This window comes from Acutalibacter sp. 1XD8-36 (genome assembly GCF_009917525.1).
Taxonomy (GTDB): Bacteria; Bacillota; Clostridia; order Oscillospirales; family Acutalibacteraceae; genus Acutalibacter.
In genome coordinates this window covers 88,225-104,823 of the sequence record NZ_QZDU01000003.1, presented here as the reverse complement: position 1 = coordinate 104,823, position 16,599 = coordinate 88,225, and the positions used below count along the sequence as shown (strand labels likewise).

Annotated in this window: 10 protein-coding genes; 5 read left to right on the top strand and 5 right to left on the bottom strand. The window is 57.3% G+C overall.

Features of this window, described 5'->3' with window-relative positions:
- Positions 1–11 precede the first annotated feature (11 nt).
- The gene (locus D5270_RS07015) at positions 12–1,646 is read right to left on the bottom strand and encodes a class I adenylate-forming enzyme family protein (protein WP_166543423.1); all 1,635 of its coding nucleotides are present in this window, start codon (positions 1,644–1,646) and stop codon (positions 12–14) included.
- A gap of 480 nt (positions 1,647–2,126) precedes the next feature.
- Here D5270_RS07015 and spo0A point away from each other — a divergent pair, with 480 nt between their 5' ends.
- Positions 2,127–2,894, top strand: a complete 768-nt coding sequence (gene spo0A / locus D5270_RS07010; protein ID WP_166543422.1) for a sporulation transcription factor Spo0A — start codon at positions 2,127–2,129, stop codon at positions 2,892–2,894.
- A gap of 242 nt (positions 2,895–3,136) precedes the next feature.
- On the opposite strand, the gene D5270_RS07005 is transcribed toward spo0A, so the two are convergent.
- Positions 3,137–5,779: a cation-translocating P-type ATPase gene (locus D5270_RS07005; protein WP_166543421.1), complete on the bottom strand. Its 2,643-nt coding sequence runs from the start codon at positions 5,777–5,779 to the stop codon at positions 3,137–3,139.
- Between the two features lie 128 nt (positions 5,780–5,907).
- Between D5270_RS07005 and D5270_RS07000 the strand changes: the two genes are divergently transcribed.
- Positions 5,908–6,447, top strand: coding sequence for a phosphatase PAP2 family protein (locus D5270_RS07000; RefSeq protein WP_166543420.1), 540 nt, complete (start codon positions 5,908–5,910; stop codon positions 6,445–6,447).
- 55 nt (positions 6,448–6,502) lie between these two features.
- Here the strand turns inward: D5270_RS07000 and D5270_RS06995 are convergent, their stop codons facing one another.
- Entirely contained in the window at positions 6,503–10,552 is a 4,050-nt protein-coding gene (locus D5270_RS06995; protein ID WP_166543419.1) for an efflux RND transporter permease subunit, read from the bottom strand.
- Positions 10,553–10,717: 165 nt separating this feature from the next.
- On the opposite strand from D5270_RS06995, the gene hisH reads away from it, so the two are divergent.
- On the top strand, positions 10,718–11,335 hold the full coding sequence (gene hisH, locus D5270_RS06990; RefSeq protein ID WP_166543418.1) for an imidazole glycerol phosphate synthase subunit HisH: 618 nt from the start codon (positions 10,718–10,720) through the stop codon (positions 11,333–11,335).
- A 16-nt stretch (positions 11,336–11,351) separates the two neighbouring features.
- The gene (gene hisF, locus D5270_RS06985; RefSeq protein ID WP_166543417.1) at positions 11,352–12,113 is read left to right on the top strand and encodes an imidazole glycerol phosphate synthase subunit HisF; all 762 of its coding nucleotides are present in this window, start codon (positions 11,352–11,354) and stop codon (positions 12,111–12,113) included.
- A 12-nt stretch (positions 12,114–12,125) separates the two neighbouring features.
- Here the strand turns inward: hisF and D5270_RS06980 are convergent, their stop codons facing one another.
- Both D5270_RS06980 and D5270_RS06975 read right to left on the bottom strand, forming a co-directional pair.
- Positions 12,126–13,016 carry a D-alanyl-D-alanine carboxypeptidase family protein gene (locus D5270_RS06980; RefSeq protein WP_166543416.1) on the bottom strand — a complete coding sequence of 297 codons (891 nt, stop codon included), beginning with the start codon at positions 13,014–13,016 and terminating at the stop codon, positions 12,126–12,128.
- Positions 13,017–13,151: 135 nt separating this feature from the next.
- Entirely contained in the window at positions 13,152–14,822 is a 1,671-nt protein-coding gene (locus D5270_RS06975; RefSeq protein ID WP_166543415.1) for a flagellin N-terminal helical domain-containing protein, read from the bottom strand.
- Positions 14,823–15,185: 363 nt separating this feature from the next.
- Between D5270_RS06975 and D5270_RS06970 the strand changes: the two genes are divergently transcribed.
- The gene (locus D5270_RS06970; RefSeq protein ID WP_166543414.1) at positions 15,186–16,598 is read left to right on the top strand and encodes a TldD/PmbA family protein; all 1,413 of its coding nucleotides are present in this window, start codon (positions 15,186–15,188) and stop codon (positions 16,596–16,598) included.
- Position 16,599: the final 1 nt, after the last annotated feature.

Below are 16,599 nucleotides of genomic sequence, written 5' to 3'. Positions count from 1 at the left end.
AATATCTCTCCTTATCCCTGGTTCTGGGCTTCCACCAGCCTCACGCCGCAGTAAATCTCCCTGAGCTTCGGCTTCTCTATCTTCCCTGTAGCATTCCTTGGCACCGGGGCAAAAATTATCTTCCTCGGGCGCTTGTACCTTGGCAGGTCCTTGCAGAAGTCCATGACCTCCTGCTCGGTGCACTCCATGCCCTCCTTGACCTGTATGACAGCCGCCGCTATCTCACCAAGCCGCTGGTCCGGCAGGCCGATAACAGCCACGTCGTGTATCTTCGGGTGCCCGGAGAGGAAGGCCTCTATCTGCACCGGGTACAGGTTCTCGCCGCCGGAGATGATAACGTCCTTCTTGCGGTCAACTAAGTAGATAAACCCGTCCTCGTCCTGCCTTGCCATATCCCCTGTATGCAGCCAGCCGTTTTTGAGCACCTCGTTTGTAGCCGCCTCGTCATGATAGTACCCCACCATCACGCCGCCGCCCTTGACACACAGCTCGCCCACGCCGCCGCTCTCCACAGGCTCCCCCTGCTCGTCCACTATCTTTACCCGCCAGCCAGAGCCGGGCACGCCGATAGCTCCCACCTTATGGGGGTTGTCCACCCCCAGGTGCACGCAGCCGGGACCGGTGGACTCTGAGAGGCCGTAGTTCGTGTCGTACTTATGGTGGGGGAAATACTCCCACCAGTGCTTTACCAGACTCGGCGGCACCGGCTGGGCCCCTATGTGCATGAGCCTCCACTGGGAGAGTTTATAATCCTCCAGCTTAAAGTCCCCTCTGTCGAGGGCCGCCAGAATGTCCTGGGCCCAGGGCACCAGCAGCCATACTATAGTGCAGCTCTCAGCGGAAACTGCCTCGAAGATAGCCCGGGGCGAGTTCCCCTTTAAGAGCACCGCCTTGCCGCCTGTAAAGAGGGAGCCGAACCAGTGCATTTTTGCGCCGGTATGGTACAGCGGCGGTATGCACAAAAACACATCCTCATGGGTGGTCTCGTGGTGCAGGGCCTCCATCCTTGCCGACTGCATAAGCGCCGAGTGCCTGAGCAGTATGGCCTTTGGGAAGCCTGTGGTGCCCGAGGAGTAGTAGATAGCCGCCTCGTCCTCGTCGTCTATAAGCACCTTTGGCGGGACGCTCGAGCAGTTTGCCGCCGCCCGGTGGTAGTCCTCCCCAAAGGTCGGGCAGCTGTCCCCCACAAAGAACAGCAGCTTCTCCCCAACCATATCCGGCACTATCTCCTCCACGCGCCCGATAAACTCCGGCCCGAAGAACAGCACGTCCGCGTCCGCCAGCCTCAGGCAGTATTTTATCTCCTCGGCCGTATACCTGAAGTTCAGCGGCACGGCTATAGCCCCGGTCTTCAGTATGCCAAAGTAGATTGGCAGCCACTCAAGGCAGTTCATCATCAGCAGGGCCACCTTCTGCCCTTTGCGTATCCCCCGGCCCAAAAGCAGGTTTGCCGCCCTGTTGGACTTCTCATCAAAGACCGACCAGGTTATCTCCCGCCTGTATGGTGCGGGCCCGCCGGGCTGTATAAGCTCATACTCCCGCCAGGTGACCCTTCTGGGCTCCTGCAGCTCAGGGTTTATCTCTACAAGCGCCGTCATGTCGCCGTAGAGCTTGGAATTTCTCTCGAGCAGGTCTGTAATGGGCATTGCCATCCCTCCGCCCGGCCCTGTTTACCGATTTTCAGGCCGGATTTATTCATTTTACATAGTGTATCTTATTATAAACTATTTTTCCCGGGCAGTCAAGAGCGGTGGGGAAGGTACTGTTATCCAGCCATAGTACGTAATAAATAATTATTTCTACACTTCTAAATAATATCATTAAGTTCACTTTACTATTCAAATAAATATGCAATAAGTATTCACTCCTAAAAGTCTTGTTATAATTTCCTTAAAGAAAAATAATTTCAAAAATCTCTTTACTTTTATGAAATAAAAAAACAGCCTCCCATGTGTAGAAGGCCTGTCAGATACGCAAAATATGGGGTTTTTTCTGTAAATCCATTTCCCATCATTTCCCGCCCGTTTTTGAAACTTTTTTTTCCAATTTTTTCTCATTTTACTCTTGCAGTAAAGCGCGACTTATGGTAAAATTTATTCACGACCTATCAATCAAGGAGGATATTCATGGATAAACAGGTAAAGATTCTAATTTGCGGGGAAGCCAGCGAATGGCCCCGCCCGGCGCTGGAAAAGCTGGAGGGACAGGGGGGCACGGCGGTATTCGAGCAAAGGGACGGCAGCAAGCTCCTTGCCCGCATCCGGGAGGACCGGCCCCAGGCTGTCATTATGGACATGTTTATGCCGGGCCTCGACGCCCTTGGCGTGCTCCAGGCCATCTCAGCCGACAGCGGCGAGCGCCCCCTATGCGTCGTCTCGGCCTCCTACACCACGCCCATGCTTGAGCGTGAGGTCCTGTCGTCAGGGGCGGCCTACTTCGCAATCGCCCCCTTCGACAAGAACGCCATGGTGGACCGCATACTCTCCCTTATCTCCACAAGGGGCCGCCATTTCGAGACAGAGCCCAGCGACCCCCAGCTGCGGGTCCAGGTGACCGAGATACTCCACCAGATAGGGGTGCCCGCCCATATCAAGGGCTACCACTACCTTCGCGACTCCATCATCATGGCTATCGAGGACCCGGAGATAATAAACGCCGTCACAAAGCAGCTCTATCCCAGCGTTGCAAAGGCCTACAACACCACCAGCTCCCGGGTGGAGCGGGCCATACGCCACGCCATCGAGGTGGCCTGGGACCGCGGTGATGTGGATGTGCTGAACTCCTATTTCGGCTACACCATACATAACACCCGGGGCAAGCCCACCAACAGCGAATTCATCGCCATGATTTCCGACAAGCTCTGCCTTGAGCCCAGCTTCGGACAGCATGCCTGACAAGTTACCGGCTTGTCAGTATGCCCTAAAACCTTGCTGAGTGGATTATAGCACTGTGCCGCTGTATAATTTGTCGAAAGTTGGGGATAAAACACTTTTTCTTGTAAAAAAAGTATGAACCTACGCAATATTTGGATTTTTATGGGAGGGCCCTTAAAACGGCCCTCCCTTTTTTGCGAAAAGCACTTCCCCTTTACTGTAAATGCCCCCGGCTTTACACCCGGGGGCATTTTTTGCAGCCATTATTTTTTCTTTTTCGACATATTTCTGAGCCGTCCCAGCAGCTTCTCCCCCTCCACTGCTATCAGGGGGAACACCGACAGCCCGCCGACCATGGCCCACTGCACCGGCGTGAGCGCAGCCGTCCTGAACACCGCGGCAAGGGGAGGGAACACTATCACGCTTACCATAAGGAAAGCGCATATAATACAGGCGAGATTCAGCTTCCCATTCCCGAAAATCCCCAGCTCCAGCACCGAGCCCTCCGAGCGCATATTGAAGCTGTGCACCAGCTGGGACAGACTCAGCACCGCAAACGCCATGGTTCGCCCTATCACCGGCTCCATCGGGTCAACATCAAACCATGCCCTGCCCGCGCTGTAGGCCAGGAGAGCCAAGGCACCCACAAGGCACCCCTCCAATGTGATAGACAGCCCCATCCCGCCGGAGAATACGCTCTCCTCTCTCTTATGGGGCGGCTCCTCCATTACGTCCCTGGGTATCGGCTCAGCGCCCAGGGCCAGCGCAGGAAGGGAATCCGTCACCAGGTTTACCCATAGCAGCTGTATGGCCAGCAGCGGCGCCGGGGCCCGCAGCAGAAACGCCGCGAACACCACCAGTATCTCCCCTATATTGCAGGACAGCAAAAAGTGTACCGTACGCCGTATGTTCCTGTATATCCCCCTGCCCTCCCGGACAGCGGATACTATTGTGGAGAAATTGTCGTCCGTCAGCACCATATCAGCCGCCGACTTCGCCACCTCCGTACCACCCCGGCCCATGGCGCAGCCGATATCGGCTGCCTTCAGCGCAGGGGCGTCGTTCACCCCGTCCCCGGTCATGGCGGCAACCATCCCCCGCCGCTGGTATGCCTTCACCAGCTTCACCTTATGCTCCGGCGAAACCCTGGCAAACACCCGGCAGCTTCCAATCTTCTCCGCAAGCTCTCCCTCCGAGAGCCTATCCAGCTCCGGCCCGGTTATGGCCCTGCCGTCCTCCTGTGCAATGCCTATGCGCCTGGCTATAGCCAGCGCTGTCTCCGCGTGGTCCCCGGTTATCATCACCGGGATTATCCCCGCCCTTTTGCACTCCAGCACAGCGGCCCTGGCCTCTTTCCTGGGCGGGTCCTCCATGCCTATGAGCCCACAGAATATGAGCCCGCTCTCCGTCTCCCTGTCATCCCCCGGCAGGTGCTCCACGTCCTTATATGCCACCGCCAGAACCCTCAGCCCCTTCCCTGCCAGCTCTGAGTTATCTGACATGAGCTTCGCCTTGACCCCGCCCCCAAGAGGCGACACGCTATGACCCCTAAGCTGCTGGGTGCACCTGGCTATAAGCACGTCCGGAGCCCCCTTAGACACTATCCTGTACCCCCCGCCGCTCCTGTGCACGGTAGTCATAAGCTTCCGCGCAGAGCTGAAGGGTATTTCTCCAACCCTGGGATACTTTTCCTCAAGGGAGCCCTTGCTGCTCCGGCAGGCCCTCAAAAACGCGGCCTCGGTGGGGTCCCCCGAGATTTCCTTCCTGTCAGTTCCCTCGGTCTCGCAGTTATTGCAGAGGGTCCCCAGCTCCAGGCAGAACTGGGCCGTGGTGCTCTCCAGCGGCTCCTGCCCGAAGGCCCCCATAAAGGCCGTAACGGTCATCTTATTCTGGGTCAGCGTGCCGGTCTTATCCGAGCATATCACCTGGGTGCTCCCAAGGGTCTCCACCGCGGGCATATGCCTGATTATGGCCCTCTTAGCCGCCATGCGCTTCACGCCCATTGCCAGCACGATTGTCACCACCGCTGTCAGTCCCTCGGGTATAGCCGCTACCCCCAGGCTTATGGCTATCATGAACATCTCCAGCGGCTCGATATGCTGCAAAAGCCCCAGCGCGAATATCAGCCCGCAGATAATGATTACCCCCAGGCCCAGCGCCTTCCCTGTCTGCCCCAGCCGCTTCTGCAGCGGGGTCTCAGGCGCGGTCTCCTGCTCCAGCAGCCCGGCGATATGCCCCATAGCCGTGTCCATCCCAGTGGCGGTCACAACGCCCACCCCGGCCCCCGAGGCCACCCCTGTCCCGGAGAACACCATATTCTTTCTCTCAGCCAGGGGAGCCTCCTTGCCGCAAACCGCCAGCGCGTCCTTCTCCACCGGCACCGACTCCCCTGTAAGGGCAGACTCCTCCGTGAGCAGCTCCGCCGAGCGCAACAGCCTTAAATCGGCGGGCACCAAATCCCCGGCCCGCAGGATAACTATATCCCCCGGCACCAGCCCCACGCTGTCTATGGTCTGTTTCTTCCCGGCCCTCAGCACCCGGGCCTTGGGGGAGCTGAGCTTCTTCAGGGCGTCTATGGCCTTATCCGCCCGCAGTTCCTGGACTGTGCCTATCACCGCGTTTATTACCACTATTGACAGTATTATAATAGGGTCCAGAAAGTCCGCGTCCCCCTGCATAGCCGAGGCCCAAAATGACACCCCGGCGCTGGCAAGCAGAATCAGCACCATAAAATCCTTGAACTGGCTGAAAAACCGTGACAAAACGCTCTGCTTTTTCCCAGAACGCAGCTGGTTCCTGCCGTACTTTCCCAGCCTTTTTGTGGCCTCCCCAGGCGTGAGGCCCCGCTCGGAGTCCGTACCGAGAGCTTCCAGCGCCTCCTGTGCGGTTGCTTGGTGGAACAACATTTTTAATACCCCCAAGTTTTTTAATTCGGTACCCAATATATATTCGCCTCCCCTCCCCGATATGTGTTGCAATCCGGCCACTCTTCTGCTAGAATAGTATAACATCTAAAAATCCTCGGAGGAACGCCATGAACCCATTCGACAGCGCCGTTATGACTTTTGTACAGTCCGGCTTCCACAATCCCATAACCGACGCAGTATTCCCCGCCGTAACCTACCTTGGGGAGAGCGGCATATTCTGGATTCTCCTCTCCCTGCTCATAATAGCCCTGGGCAGAAAAAACGGCTGGCGCACCACCGGCTGCCTTATGCTGGCGGCAATGCTGCTGGGCCTGCTGCTGGGTGAGATAGCCCTTAAGAACATAATCTGCCGCCCCCGCCCCTTCCAGGAAATGCCTGAGATATCCCTGCTTATCCCTCCCCCCAGCGGCTACTCCTTCCCCTCGGGCCATAGCTGCGCCTCCTTTGCCGCCGCCACTATCATCTTTCTAAAGGACAAACGCCCCGGCGCAGCAGCCCTGGCCCTCGCCGCGCTGATAGCCTTCTCCCGGGTATTCCTCTTTGTGCACTACCCCACAGACGTGCTTGCGGGCTCCCTGCTGGGCGTGCTCTGCGCCCTGGCTGCCGCCTATGGGCACAGGCGGCTCTTTCAAAGGAAGGCTTCCTAAACCAAAAGCAAAACCCCTGGCGACCCCAGGGGTTTTTACTATATTAAATAATATATCAGTCCACTTCGACTTTTTTGAGCTCCTTCCTTGCCATGATGTCATACATTGCCGGGACCACAAACAGCGTCATCAAGGTGGCGTACAGCAGGCCGCCAATGCACACTACGGCGATAGGCTGCATCATCTCCGCGCCCATGCCCGTAGCCAGCGCCATGAACACCAGCCCCAGCACAGTTGTGAGCACTGTCATGAGTATCGGCCTCATTCTGGTGCGCCCGGCAAGAATTATGGCGTCCCGGCGCTCCACGCCCTCCAGCCGCAGCTGGTTTATATAGTCTATAAGCACAATGCCGTTATTGACGATAATGCCCGCCAGCATGATAAAGCCTATCATCGACACAACGCTCACCTCCATGCCGCAGATATACAGCCCCAAAAACCCGCCTGTAAAAGCCAGTGGTATTGTGAACATCACTATAAACGGCAGCAGGAGCGACTGGAACTGTATTACCATTATCAGGTAAATTATAAGTATAGCCATCGCAGCCATCTGCATGAGCTGCCCCATTGCCTCCATAATGGTCTCATTCTCCCCGGCCATCTCCAGGGTAACGCCCTTTGGCGGCTCATACCCCTCAAGTGCCTTCTGGACCTCCCTGGTCACCAGCGTGACATTGTTCCCGTCCGCAATGCCCGCCCTCACCGTCAGGACCCTGTTCTGGTTTTCACGGTTTATGGAGTTCAGGCTCTGCCGCTCCTCAAAGTCCGCTATGCGTATCAGGGGCACCTCCTCGGTCTCCCCTGTGGTCCGGTCCGTAGAGGTGACTGTCAGGCTCTTCAGGTAGCTCTCGTTCATGCCACCCTTCTCCGGGTGCACCACCAGCACATCCTGGGAATACCCGTCCACGCTTATGCTTGTGGCCTTCTTGTCTTCGGCTATATCCCCGCTCACGCTCTGATACACCTGGGCGATAGTAAGGCCGTTCTCCATGGCCTTATTTTTGTCCACAACTATTCTCAGCTCCGGCGTGCTGTCCTCCAAGTCGCTTTCCGCGCCGTCGGCGCCCTCTACCTCTGAGAGTATCTCCGTCAGCTCGTTGGCTGTGTCAATCAGCGAATCCATATCGTCCCCCCTGAGCTTCACCTCCACACCGGAGCCGCTCATAGCCGACATATACGCGCTCATATCCATTGCGCCCTGGGCGTCCACTTCACAGTCCAAATCCGCGCAGGCCTCCTCCACCATCCTGGCTGCCTCGCTGTCCTTAACCCCGGAGCCCTCGTCCAGTATTACATATATTGATACATCCCCGCTGCCTCCCATGCCCAGCATGGCGCTCCCGCCGGTACCGTCACTGCTGACCATGGCCCCCACAGTCTCCACGCAGTCCAGCTCCATAATGCGCTCCACTATCCTGTCCGCCATCTCCGTGGTCTCCTCAAAGGTCGCCTCCTCGTCCGGCATAGTGAAGCTCACATCCAGCTGGCTGCCGCTCATGGCGGGCATGAATATAAACCCTCTGGACAGGGCCAGCACCGTGCTCCCTGCCAGCAGCAAAAGCGCCAGGGTGAAGCAGACCCATTTATGCCGGAGTGAGGCCGCGGCTATTTTCCCGTAGCCGCCCAGCACCCTGTCAAAAAAGCTGTGCTCCCTGGCCTTGCTCTGCCTAAGAGTGGTGGAAGTCATAGCGGGCACCAGGGTGATAGCCACAAAGAGGCTTGCCAAAAGGGAATATCCGATAGTCAGGGCCATGTCAGAAAACAGCTCCCTTGTGACGCCCTCCACGAAAACTATTGGCAGGAACACACATACGGTAGTGAGCGTTGAGGCGATAATAGCCCCTGTCACCTGCACCGCCCCCTGGACAGAGGCCTTTGCCGCAGGCGTTCCCTCGCTTCTGAGGCGGTAGATATTCTCTATCACCACCACGGAGTTGTCCACCAGCATGCCCACGCCCACCGCCAGGCCCGACAGGGAAATAACATTCAGGGTCACCCCTGAGAAGTACATGAGTACTATTGCCACCAGCAGCGAAATTGGTATTGAGAACGCGATAACTATAGTGGGGCGCAAATCCCTTAAAAACAGCAGCAATATCAGCACCGCCAGCACCGCGCCCAGCACCAGGTTTTGCAGCACCGTGTCCACAACTATATAGATATAGTTGCCCTGGTCCATCAGGGTGGTGAACTTCAGCCCCTCATACTCCTCCGAGAGCGCCCCAAAGCGCTCCCCAATATTCTTCGACACCAGGGCCGTGGAGTAGGTGGACTGCTTTGTAAAGCTCAGCAGCAGGCCGTTCTCGCCGTTTATCTTAGCATATAGCTCCCCGGCGTTGCTCTCTACAGATATATCCGCAACATCCCGCAGGTATATCCTGCCTATGCCCTCGTCGCCGGTGTCAAACAGCAGAAGCCCCGCAAGCTCCTCCTTATCCTCCAACTTGTCGCCCACCCTTACCAGTATCCCGGTCCCCTGGTCCTCAATATATCCGGCGGGCATGGAAAAGTTCTGGGCCGTAAGTATCTGGGACACCATCTCCATGGTGATTGGCAGGTCGGCATTCTTATAGGCCGCGTCCTTCTGTGTGTCAAAATCCTCCCTTGCGCCCTCAAGCTGGGCCTTTGCCGACTCAAGCTGCTGCTGAGCCGCACCCAGAGCCGACTGCCCGGCGATTATCTGGGACATCCCCGCGCTCATCTGCATTATGCCGCTGGTCTGCTGCCGGCTTAGCTCCCGCAGGGCCTGGTCCACTGTCACAGCGCCGCTCTCAAGCTGTGAGCTGGTGGCCTTCAGCTGGTCCATCCCGGCACCCAGCTTGGTGAGGTTAGCCTGGGCCTCGGCTATGGATTTGTCCAGGTTCTCAGGGTCGGCCCCTCCTGCCGCAGCCATAGCCTTGGCCTCTGCCAGCCCCTTCTCAACCGCAGCTCTGTTCTCCTGCAGTTCAGCCAGCTTCGCCGGGGCCCCCGCCGGCGTGGTGCCCAAAGCAGCCAGGGCCGCCTCAGCCGCCGCAAGCTGTGGTTGGAGCGCCTCTATCTGCTGCTGCACCAGGGCGTACTCCTCGCTCTCCGGCTCCAGGGCCTCCAGCTGTGCCTTCAGAGCCTCCAGCTGCTGTGACAATGCAGTATATCCGGCTATGGCCTCCTGCAGGCCGCTTATCCCCTGGTCCAGCATACCAAGCTGGCCTGTGAGCTGGCTGAGGGTAGCCTGTAAAGCTTTCAGCTTGTCAAGTGCGTCCTGGAGCTGCTTCCTGTTCTGCTCCATAGTTGTCAGCTGGGCGGCTATCTGAGCCTTGGCCGACTCTATCTCCACCTTCTTGGAGATAAGCTGTCCCTGGGCCTGGCCCGTCTGCTGGGCAAGCTGGCTCTGCCCGGCCTCAAGCTGGGCCTTCTGGCCGTCTAATTCCTCCTGCTGTTCCCTAGTCTCGTTTAGGCCGTCCTCTATCTCCTTTGAGCTCTCATCCAACTCCTTCTCCGCATCGCCGAACTTTTCGTCCAGCTTCGCCTTGAGCTTATCATTCAGCTTATCTATCTTGTCCTGCCTCAGCTCAACTGTTATGCTCTCCTGCACATTCCCGCTGGCGGCAACGCTTACAACGCCCTCTATGCCCTCCAGCTTCAGCATAAGCTGTGAGTCCAGAAGGTCTGTGAGCCCAACGCTGTCCATGCCCTCCATCTCCATGGCGGCTACAGTAACAGGCATCATGCTGGGGTTTATCTTCATTATGTACGGCGTGCCCACCATATCCCCCCAGCCCCCGGAGACACTGCTGATTTTCTCCCGGATGTCGGCGGTGAGTGTATCCATGTTGGCGTCGTCCGTAAGCTGCAGCATTACCTGTGAAGCATTTTCCCTTGACACCGAGGTTATCTCCTCCACATGGTCCAATGTAGCCATAGCCTGCTCTATAGGCTTTGTGACTTCCTCCTCAACCTCCTCAGGGGCCGCCCCCGGGTAGGCTGTGATTATGACAGCATATGGCAGGTTGATGTTTGGCAGCAGGTCCGGGGTCATGCGGGAAAATGCCACTATCCCCAGCACTATGGCAATCACCACGCCCACCAGCACCGTCATCGGCTTCTTGACGCTGAATTTTGAAAACATCGGCTATAATCTCTCTTTCTCTCAATATTTTACCGAAAATAAGTATACCGCCGTTCAGAAAAAGTTTCATGAATTTTCTGTAAAGAATTATACATAAAGGAAGCCACTTGCAAAAGCTATGGAAATATGCTATACTCATTTTACTAATTTAGCGAGGTGAATCACGTGATAGCCATTATCGATTACGGTGCGGGCAACCTCCAGAGCGTGGAGAAGGCCCTGCGGCACATAGGCTGCAGCTGCACCGTCACCGGCAAACCCCAGGAGCTCATGTCCGCTCAGGCCGCTGTCCTGCCAGGGGTAGGCGCTTTCGGCGAGGCCATGGCGAGCCTCAGGAGCCGCGGGCTGGACAGCGCCATAAAGAGCTACGTCAAAACCGGCCGTCCCTTTTTAGGTATCTGCCTTGGCCTGCAGGTGCTTTTTGAGAGCAGCGAGGAGTCCCCGGGCATAGAGGGCCTGTCCCTCCTTCCGGGGAAAATCCTGCGCCTGCCCGAGGACTGCGGCCTGAAGGTCCCCCACATCGGCTGGAACTCCCTGGACCTTAAAATCCCCGGCTGGCTCCTGAAGGGCCTCCCCCGGGAGCCCTATGTCTACTTCGTACACTCCTACTACCTGCAGGCTGAGCCGGAGCTGGTCTGCGCCACAGCACAGTACGGCGCGGAGATACACGCGGCGGTACAGTCCGGCAGCTTAGCCGCCTGCCAGTTCCACCCGGAAAAGAGCGGCAGTACCGGCCTCTCCATACTGCGGAACTTCGCAGACTATGTAAAGCAAAACACTTGACACCGGAGGTTTAAATATGTACGCAAAACGCATAATCCCCTGCCTGGACATAAAGGACGGCAGGGTGGTAAAGGGCACCAACTTCCTCTCCCTCAGGGACGCCGGGGACCCGGTGGAGGCCGCAGCCCTGTACGACAGCCAGGGGGCCGACGAGCTGGTATTCCTGGATATCAACGCCTCCGCCGACCACCGGGACATAGTAGCCCACATGGTGGAGCAGGTGGCCGGGCGCATTTTCATCCCCTTCACTGTAGGCGGCGGTATCCGTAAAGTGGATGACTTTACAGCTATCCTCCGGGCCGGGGCCGACAAGGTGTCTGTAAACTCAGCGGCCTTACAGCGCCCCCGGCTGATAAAAGAGGCTGCCGAGGTCTTCGGCAGCCAGTGTGTGGTTGTAGCTATGGACGCCAAGCGCCGCCCGGAAGGTGGCTGGACCCTCTACCTTAACGGCGGGCGGGTAGACACCGGGCGGGACGCGGTTGAGTGGGCCCAGGAGGTCGAGTCCCTGGGGGCCGGGGAGATTCTCCTCACCAGCATGGACCGGGACGGCGTAAAGACCGGCTACGACCTGGAGCTCACCCGCGCCATATCAGAAGCCGTGGGCATTCCCGTGATAGCCTCCGGCGGGGCCGGGGAGCTCTCCCACTTTTACGACGCCTTCACCCAGGGCCGGGCCGACGCTGTACTGGCGGCGTCCCTGTTCCACTTCGGCGAGGTGACCATACCGGAGCTCAAGTCCTACCTAAAAGGGAGGGGCGTGCCGGTACGCCCGGTGTAAAGCCCTTTGCCTTTACTGGTCGTCAATATAGCTCACGTACTCCTCCAGGCACATGGAACGCTGCTGCATAGCCGCGGCGTTCTCCCCGCCCACGTACCTTATCACGGTGGGGTCCGGGTCCACGGTGGTGAAGTTGGTCTTGCCCTCAGGATAGCGGAACACAAAGCCGTACTTGCCCATATTGGCCTTGAGCCATGAGTAGGTCTTTGAGCGCTCATAGGTCTCCTTATCCCCCGCCAGCCTCAGGCAGAGCCCTGTCTGGAAATCGCTCTCCCCTGCCATAGGCGTTATGGCCCTGGCGGTGGTCTTAGCCATCACAGCGGTCATGTTCTCGTCATTCATCATCTCTCTGGCTGTCTTCTCAAAGCGCTCCCCCTGTTCCTCTGCGGACACGAAGCCCTCTGAGAATATCAGCACCATATCGTCCTCCTTAGCCGCCGCCACAAGCTGCCTTAGAGCGTCCGCGATACGCGAGTCCACACGCACGTTCTCTAAGCTTGAGAGCTTCGGCTCATACTCTGGGGCCGGGCTCTGGGAGTTTATATAGAACAGGCTCATGGAGTTGTCATATATGGGCAGCCCCAGCTCGTCATAGTCCGGCACCGGCTCCATAGACCCCTCTGGCCCCTCGGCCTCCACGCTCCTGATTATCTCCTGGTGGAAATACGGCACCATAAAGAACCACACAAAAAACCCTGCCACCAGCCCTATCCCTATGACAGCCACCGCCGCCACCACCCGGGACCAGAGCTTCAGCTTCCGCGCCGCCTGGTGCTGGGCCTGCTTCTCCTGGGACACAAACATCCTGCGCCTGCTGCTTATCCCCAGTGCCCCCCGGCTGGCGTTCCCTATCCTATACTGCTTTCCCCTGCGTCTAGCCACGCCCACAACCCTTTCATACAAATATATACGCCAATTATACACTGTTTCGCCCCAAAAATAAACAGTGATTTTGTAAACAAAAATCGGGATGGACCCTAAGGCCCACCCCGACTTTTACATATCCTACTATTATCTCCCCAACTTTAAGCGCCGCTATTACTGGAGTAACTGCAGCACGCCCTGAGGAACAGCATTCGCCTGGGCCAGCATGGCCTGAGCGGACTGAATCAGGATGTTGTTCTTTGTGTAAGCCATCATCTCGTCGGCAACGTCGGTGTCGCGGATGGTGGACTCGGCGTCCTGGATGTTCTCGGTCATCACGGACAGGTTGTTCGCGGTGTGCTCCAGGCGGTTCTGGGTAGCGCCCAGCTTGCCGCGGATAGCGGAAACGGTGTTGATGGCGTTCTTGATATCATCGATAGCAGCGGTAGCGCCGTCAATGCTGCTGATATCAACACCGCCGACTCCGATAGCGTTGGCGTGCAGGTCTCCGACCACCACGTTCAGCTGGTTGAAGTCATCACTGGTGTCGCCAATCTGGAGCTGGAGACCGCCGCCATTAGCAGACCCGGAGGCTCCCTTCAGTGATATATACGTGCCAGTAGTGCCAGGAGTGAACGCGCCAGCAGCAACAGCGCCCTGCTGAGCCTCTAACCCGGTCGCAGCACCTATAGCAGTTGCCATTTTGGTAACATCTGCTGCTGCCAGGGTTGCACCAGCAGCAATTACATAGTTGTTGCCAACACCTGCATCATTGAGCATTTTCTTCTGCTCGTCGGTGAGGGTAGTACCGGTCTTGATGAAGACAAACTTCTCGCCAGATACCTCAAAGATGGAATCTTCCAGAGTGTCAGCCTTGCCATCCCAAATATCCGCTTTGCTGAGGTCAACTGCTTCATACTCATCAGCAGGAGCCTTGCTAACTGTCATAGAGTTGTCAGTTACTGTAACTGCACCTGTTGCTTTCGCGGTCTCTGCAACAGAAACCTTTGTGACACGCAGAGCGTCAGCACCGGAATTTTTGGCGGTAAACTCTATTTTGCCAGAATTGTTAGCAACATTAAAGTTGCCCTTCACTGTGCTGTTCTTCTGCAATTCGCTCAATACAGCGGCAGCAACTTCTGTGCCCTTTACTCTACCTTGAGTCGCGGCATATTCTTTGCCGTCTGCTGTAACCAGCTTAGCTGTTGTGCCATCATCAACAACAGTGAACTCAACGTTTACTGTTTCGACTACCTTGCCATTTTTATCGGAAATGTCAAATCCAATACTAACCTTATCGCCATTAGCAGTAGCGGTGAGGTCGGCAATCGCCTGTGTCATATCAAACTTACCAGTAGTCGCGTCAACTGTAGTGGTTTCCAGTGTTGTAGCGGCAGAGCCACCGGAAGCGCCAGCACCAGCCAGAGACCCATCAAGCAGCTTAGTGCCGTTGAAGTTGGCGGAATCGGCAATGCGGTTGATTTCGGAGTTGAGCTGGTCGACCTCGTCCTGGAGGGCCTTGCGGTCAACTTCGTCGTCATAGGTGCCGTTGGAGGACTGGGTAGCCAGGTACTTCATGCGGGACAGCATGTCCTGGATTTCCTGCATGGCGCCCTCGGCGGTCTTAACGAGGGAAATGCCGTCCTTCACGTTCTTCTGAGCAGCCTCGAGGCCCTTAATCTGGGCGCGCATCTTCTCAGAAATAGCCAGACCGGCGGCGTCGTCACCGGCGCGGTTAATCTTGTAGCCGGAGCTGAGCTTCTCAAGGTTCTTGCTCAGGGCGCTGGCGTTGTTGTTGTAGTTCCTGTAGGCGTTCATGGACATAATGTTGTGTTGGATACGCATAATATTTTGCTCCTTCAAAATATGATTCGGATGGGTCCGTCCACCCGTAGTAATGTGCGCCGGGGCCGGCAGCCGGCCGGAATGCTGCCCGGGCGCTGGGTGAGGCAGGCTCGCGAGGCCTTGCCCCCAAGGGGTTTCCTTACCCCTTACAACTATATATTCGGCCGCTTTCTGGAAAAGTTTATAGGGCCCGCAAAATTTTTTCGGAAAAGTATACGTTTTCGTATTAGCCGGGCATGAGAAAGGAGCCGGGGGGGCCGGCTCCTTTTTGGGTTATTTCCTCTGGATTAAACCCGATTACCCTTGCAAAGTCAAGGAAAAAGGCGTACAATACCACTATACCATTGTAAAGGAGGCCCAACAGTGTTTTCAAACTTAGACAATATCAGGCCAGGCCTAAAGGCCCTGGTGTCGGCGCTCCGTGAGGACTACCCGTATGCGTCGGTGCTGGCGGTGGAGGACTCGTGGCGGCGGTGGTCGGTGAGCCGCCAGGGTGTGAACATCGACGCGTCAGGGTTTGGCGGCGGCAGCGGATATGTTGTGCGGGTGTTCGACGGCGTGGGCTGTGCCGAATACTCCTTCAACCGCTTCTCAAAGGAGAGCATACCCGAGATAAAGGCCCTGATAGCCGGACGGCTCGCCGCCCAGAACAAGGCCCTCGGGGACATCGACCCCCTGCCCACCCCCATCCCCTCAGACGAGCCCGCTGTCCTCTCAAAGCAGTGCGCCTATAAGCTAGACCCCCGGGAACTGGGGGACGAGGCCATTATAGACAGGCTCAGCGGAATCCGTACCAAAGCCCTGGGCCTGGATGAGCGGATAATGGAGGCCCAGGTCAGCATGGCCCACAGGGCCTACCGCAAGGTCTTCATCAGCGAAAACCGCGACCTGGACCAGACCTATATGTGGACCACCTGCAGCATGGCCATGATGGTCTCAAGGGGCCAGGAGCTGAAGTACGCCTTTAAGTCCTCCTCAAACCTCGGCGGCGCCGAGGTGCTGGAGCAGGTGGAGGACGGCCTTGACAGCGTGGCAAAATCCGCCATAGACCTTCTGGACTCCGAGCCCATCCCTCCCGGCGAGTACGACTGCGTCTGCGACCCGGACACCACCGGCATGATAGTCCACGAGGCCTTCGGCCACGGCGTTGAGATGGACATGTTTGTCAAGGACCGGGCCCTGGGCCGTGAGTATATCGACAAGTACGTGGCAAGCGGGCTTGTGACTATGCACGACGGCAGCACCGTGCTTGAAGCCGCCACCATGGCCTTCGACGACGAGGGCACCCTCACCGGCGACACCGTGGTGATAGACAGGGGAATCCTGAAAACCGGCATGTGCGACGCCCTGAGCGCGGCCCGCCTTGGCGTCAGTCCCACCGGCAACGGCCGCCGGGAGAGCTACGAGCGCAAGGCCTATACCCGCATGACCAACACCTATTTCGAGGCCGGGAGCAACACCATGGAGGAGATGATTTCCTCCATAGACTACGGCTTCCTTTTACAGCAGCCCAGCTCCGGCATGGAGGACCCGAAAAACTGGGGCATTCAGTGTATGGTGACTATCGCCCGGGAGATAAAGGACGGCAGGCTCACCGGCAAAATCTTCTCCCCTATCGTACTCACAGGCTACGTGCCCGACCTATTGAAGTCTGTCAGCATGATGGGCGGCGAAGTTGAGCTGGCAGGCGGCGGCTTCTGCGGCAAGGGCTATAAGGAGTGGGTCAAGGTCTCTGACGGCGGCCCCTGCATGAAGGTCCGTATCAGGCTGGGTTAAG

Coding starts and splice junctions, on each gene's coding strand:
- D5270_RS07005 (WP_166543421.1), bottom strand. CDS start 5,779: ATGTTGTTCCACCAAGCAACCGCACAGGAGGCGCTGGAAGCTCTCGGT.
- spo0A (WP_166543422.1), top strand. CDS start 2,127: ATGGATAAACAGGTAAAGATTCTAATTTGCGGGGAAGCCAGCGAATGG.
- D5270_RS06995 (WP_166543419.1), bottom strand. CDS start 10,552: ATGTTTTCAAAATTCAGCGTCAAGAAGCCGATGACGGTGCTGGTGGGC.
- D5270_RS07000 (WP_166543420.1), top strand. CDS start 5,908: ATGAACCCATTCGACAGCGCCGTTATGACTTTTGTACAGTCCGGCTTC.
- D5270_RS07015 (WP_166543423.1), bottom strand. CDS start 1,646: ATGCCCATTACAGACCTGCTCGAGAGAAATTCCAAGCTCTACGGCGAC.
- hisF (WP_166543417.1), top strand. CDS start 11,352: ATGTACGCAAAACGCATAATCCCCTGCCTGGACATAAAGGACGGCAGG.
- D5270_RS06975 (WP_166543415.1), bottom strand. CDS start 14,822: ATGCGTATCCAACACAACATTATGTCCATGAACGCCTACAGGAACTAC.